At 56.3% G+C, this 3,572-nt stretch carries 3 protein-coding genes and 2 pseudogenes; 3 read left to right on the top strand and 2 right to left on the bottom strand.

Features of this window, described 5'->3' with window-relative positions; translation table 11 throughout:
* From C9413_RS29590 to C9413_RS29580, 3 genes are all read left to right on the top strand, one after another.
* A partial coding sequence (locus C9413_RS29590) for a SpoIIE family protein phosphatase (protein WP_170251304.1) occupies positions 1-1,649 on the top strand: 1,649 nt, incomplete at its 5' end.
* A 4-nt stretch (positions 1,650-1,653) separates the two neighbouring features.
* Positions 1,654-2,208 (top strand): ATP-binding protein, encoded by a 555-nt coding sequence (locus C9413_RS29585; RefSeq protein ID WP_040115426.1) that lies wholly within the window; start codon positions 1,654-1,656, stop codon positions 2,206-2,208.
* A gap of 17 nt (positions 2,209-2,225) precedes the next feature.
* A complete protein-coding gene (locus tag C9413_RS29580; RefSeq protein WP_022717797.1) occupies positions 2,226-2,564 on the top strand; it encodes a hypothetical protein in 339 nt (112 codons plus the stop codon).
* Positions 2,565-2,807: 243 nt separating this feature from the next.
* On the opposite strand, the pseudogene C9413_RS29575 reads toward C9413_RS29580, so the two are convergent.
* Together C9413_RS29575 and C9413_RS29570 are read right to left on the bottom strand one after the other, a co-directional pair.
* Positions 2,808-3,029, bottom strand: a pseudogene (locus C9413_RS29575) (carbohydrate ABC transporter permease); the annotation flags it as partial.
* 146 nt (positions 3,030-3,175) lie between these two features.
* Positions 3,176-3,422: pseudogene (locus tag C9413_RS29570) on the bottom strand (transposase); the annotation flags it as partial.
* Positions 3,423-3,572 lie beyond the last annotated feature (150 nt).

The raw sequence follows: 3,572 nt of genomic DNA, 5'->3' as shown, positions 1-3,572 counted from the left end.
ACCCTTCCTTGCGGCCGGTACCTGACAATATCACCCAGACCGCTCCCTATACCGACGCAATCACGGGAAAACTGATCGTCAGCTTCTTCCATCCGCTTTGGACTGCCGATCGGCGTAGCGTGGCGGGAGCTGCCGGGGCAGACATCACCCTTGACCAGCTCGCCGAAATTGTCGAGCGCGTGAAGGTGGCCGAAAGCGGATTTGGCTTTCTAACCATGTCGGACGGCAATGTCGTTGCGATCAACCCTGCCGGGGAAAAGATCATCGGTCTACGCTCGGCGAGCGACGCCACGAACAAGGGCGTTACCGGCCTTGACCGCTCTTTACGCAACAGTTCCCAAAAGGAAGTCGCCTCACTGCCGCTTGATGCCGATGGCGTCATAAGGCACATTTTGCTGAACGAGAGCGGCGAAGATGTTCCTTATCTTGTCGTTACAAAACAGCTAAACGCAACCAATCTTTGGATAAACGGACCGGTTCAGCGCGAGGTAATGTCGCTCGGCATCGTTGTACCCGAGCGTGAAATCTATGCCTCCCTCACAGCCGCCAGGGATCAAATATCGCGGGCGACCAACCGCATTCTGATTTATCAGATCCTCGCGGTTCTCGTGTCGATGCTCGTCGTCACGGGAGCGGTCTTTTTGGCGTCAAAGCGAATTACAAGCGGGATCAGCGCACTGGCGGGTGCCGCCAAGCGCATACAGACAAAGGATTATTCTGTCAGGGTCGATATACCAACCAAGGACGAAGTCGGCGAGGCTGGTCTCGCGTTCAACCGCATGGCCGAGGAGATCAGCTTCCATACCGAAAATCTCGAGAACCTGGTTGCTGAGCGCACGCAGGAAATTGAGGTGGCCAAAGAAGAAATCTCGATTCTGAACGGCCAATTGAAGAGCGAAAACCTGCGCCTCGGTGCCGAACTGGATGTGGCTCGGCAGATTCAGCTCATGGTGCTGCCGCGCGCTAAAGAGCTTGCGGCGATCGAGCAGTTGGAGATTGCCGCCTATATGCGCCCCGCCGACGAGGTCGGCGGCGACTACTACGATATCCTGCAAAACGGAGCTCACCTGAAGATAGGCATTGGCGACGTGACGGGCCACGGCCTCGAAAGCGGTGTGTTGATGCTTATGGTGCAGTCCGTCGCCCGCGCGCTACAGGAAGCCGGCGAAACGAACCCCTCAAGGTTCCTCAGCCATCTGAACCGCACGATCTACAAGAACATCGAGCGGACCAAAATCGACAAGCATGTCACGCTGTCATTTCTGGACTATGATGGCGAGCGTTTGACGATTTCGGGCCAGCATGAGGATCTGATTGTCATTCGTCATACCGGGGCGGTCGAACGGATCGACACCAGCGACCTCGGCCTGCCAGTGGGACTTGAATCTGATATATCGTCTTTCATCGATACCCGCGAAATACCCTTTCACAAGGGCGATTTGATTGTCCTTCATACCGATGGCGTCACCGAGGCTGAAAATCCCGAAGGCGAACTATTCGGCATCGAGCGGCTTTGCGAAAACGTCCGCCGCCTGCACGGTCGCACAGCTGAGCAGGTGATGAACGGTATTCTCGAAAGCCTCATGACCTATATCGGAACGCAAAAGATACATGATGACATTACGCTCGTCGTAGTGCGACACAGGTGATGACATGACAACCGTCCTATATGGGCAGGAGCATCTCGCTTCGTTTGACGCGGCGCACGCCGTTCAGCTGCGGCTACTCGATGGCCCTCTTGACCTTGCCTGGAAACACTCCAGCATGACGTCGGATTTCATCGCCGAGATGATGGCGCTGCGATTTCGACCTTCGAAGCGGCGCTATAATCAGGTCCGACAGGATATCGGCTACCTTACGAACGAATTGATCGAAAACGCCATCAAGTTTCGTGCTCCAGGCGAGATCGCGATCGAAGCCATAGCGGAGGACGACAGCTTTAAGATGAGGATATCGAATTTTGTCGACAGGCAGACGGCAGCCAGGTTCCAGCGGTTGCTGTCGAGCATAACGCAAGGCGATCCGAGCGATCTTCTCATCCAGCAGATCGAGGCGAGCGCTAAAACGGCAGGTAGCGGTTCCGGATTGGGATTGCTGACTTTGATGAGCGACTACAAGGCAGACCTGGCTTGGCTCTTCGAAGAGGATCGCCCGCGCAACCGCGCGAGACTTGAAACATATGCAGCAATGCCAATTTCACCGTCATGAACCGCGAGAAAAGTGCTATGGAAATCAGAGAAGAAGCGTTCCGCGTCTGGTCCGAGGGCGGTACCGTTTATTTTGACGGAACCATGCGGCTGGCAGGCCCGGACGCTTACGCACCCATTCATGCCTTGGCCATGAAAGCGCTCGAAGAGGGGGCGGGCAAGGCCACTTTCGACGTGACCGGACTTCAATTCTTGAACTCCTCCGGCATAAACCTGCTTGCCAAGTTGACGATCGAGGCTCGCAATCACCCGGACATTCATTTGACCGTACGCGGTTCTTCTCAAGTCCCCTGGCAGATCAAATCATTGCCCAACCTCAAGAAGTTGCATCCAGGCGTGGATCTGCGGCTGACCTGACACATGTGCATCAGACCCGTCGACGCCCCGAGTGATCGGCGGAGGCTCGCCTTCCCATGAGGCTTGCTTAACTGCGTTCATTCGGTGGCCGTCAGCCAGATGCAAGCTAGGGCCTTGGCAATTGCCGGATCAACCATATGATCGTCGTGGCGACGGAGTGATGCGCTTCAGTCGCTCCTGACGGCCAATTCGGGTGAAGGCGCGCTGGCTATCTGACAGATTTCGCCGCAATATCGGCAGGAACTAACGTCCACCGAAGCCGGAGCCGATGGTGATACCCCAATAGATCACTTTCTGCAGTACGATGGCTAGGAAGATGCCGGTAGCATCGTGATCGCTGCGCCGGCCATGATATAGTTCCACGAGGTTCCCTTGCTGTATCTGAAACAAGGTGAGCCCGAGCGGCAGCGTGGCCTTTTCCATGCCGTTGGTGACGATTAGCGGCCACAGGAAACTATTCCACTCCCCATGAAGGCGAAAAGCGCGAGCAGGATCGGGAGTGGAAGCCTTCGCTTTCACCTTCGGCTGAAGCCTCGAAAACACTTCAATACCTTTGCCAATAATGTTATCTGATAGGCCTATCTATATGTAAACATTTATATTTTTAATATTTACAATTCTCTCCCATTGCTAGGTCGTAGACTCAGCCGCAGCCACATCCGGATCGAGCCGAGTTGGACCATAGCGAGGAAGTCGCCCGCGTGCTTCAGCTTGGAGAAGAAGCGCTCGATCAGATTGCGCTGGCGATAAAGCTGCTTTCTGAAGCAGGCTTCCAGCGGCGGTTACTCTTCGGCTGGATGTTCGGTGCGGCTCTCGGATCAGCTCACGAATGCGGTCGGCGTCGCAGGCCTTGTCGGCCGGCCCGCCGGCGTCGGGCCCAAGGGGGGTGGGTAGGGGATTGGCCGCCTCCCAAATGTGGTTCGTGCTTGCGTCGGGCCACGGCGGGCGGGGGCCAGCGTGGGTCCCGACAAACCGTGGACTTTGTGGGCACGCTCCACCGGCGAGCGG

It is taken from the genome of Rhizobium sp. SEMIA 4085, assembly GCF_013004495.1.
GTDB lineage: Bacteria > Pseudomonadota > Alphaproteobacteria > Rhizobiales > Rhizobiaceae > Rhizobium > Rhizobium gallicum.
This window is presented reverse-complemented; position numbering and strand designations above follow the sequence as displayed.

Bases quoted from the DNA above. Each gene is read 5' to 3' on its own strand.
- C9413_RS29585 (WP_040115426.1), top strand. From the start codon at position 1,654: ATGACAACCGTCCTATATGGGCAGGAGCATCTCGCTTCGTTTGACGCG.
- C9413_RS29580 (WP_022717797.1), top strand. From the start codon at position 2,226: ATGGAAATCAGAGAAGAAGCGTTCCGCGTCTGGTCCGAGGGCGGTACC.